The organism is Pseudomonas syringae pv. cilantro, from assembly GCF_001293775.1.
GTDB lineage: Bacteria > Pseudomonadota > Gammaproteobacteria > Pseudomonadales > Pseudomonadaceae > Aquipseudomonas > Aquipseudomonas syringae_P.
Genome location: NZ_LGLN01000084.1, coordinates 2363 through 2988, shown reverse-complemented (window position 1 = coordinate 2988; position 626 = coordinate 2363). Strand labels below are relative to the sequence as shown.

The 626-nt window shown below is 50.0% G+C and carries 1 pseudogene; it reads right to left on the bottom strand.

Annotated elements, in window-relative coordinates:
- Window positions 1-390 (bottom strand): annotated as a pseudogene (locus ABJ99_RS28875) (plasmid mobilization protein); the annotation flags it as partial.
- Window positions 391-626: the final 236 nt, after the last annotated feature.

Below are 626 nucleotides of genomic sequence, written 5' to 3'. Positions count from 1 at the left end.
ATTGGGCGAACCACGGTTGCCGTTATGGACTGGCCTTATAGGTTTAGGTGGGTCAGTCTCAGGCAAAACTGTGAGCAAAAGCTGTTGAATAGCGTTTAACCTATTAAGCCAGTGGAGATACTGCTTTTGATAAAGCGCGCCGTTATAGGGTGCCGAGTTCGCGGAGTAAGCAACTCGGTTTAGAGCATGTCCGGACTTTTCAAATACCTGCAGCATCTGCTTCTTGTCGATTGCAGACTGCTCGAAGGTAGGCGAACGGCTGATCACCAGGTCACGAAAAAATCTTGCTGGCTTGAGACCGGATTGCGCGATGGGTTCGGCAAACCGGGCGAACTGTTCATCCGTTAAACGGCATGACATAGGGCACGACTTGTTCACTTTTTCAGCCACAAGATCACCTCCTGAGGGCTCCTAAAATGACGACAACCAACAACGACAACGACAACGCTTTCCCGCTCTGCGGGGTTCCAAAGGGGCTCCCCCTTTGGCACGTCGATTGGCTACGAAAAAGGCGAAGCTCTTTTTTGTAGACAATCGGTAACGTGCCTGTTTAGCGAATTCGAGATTTTGGGTCAGACCCAAGATTGTCTCTGAATGTCTCTCGATGACACAGAATGTCTCTCTGT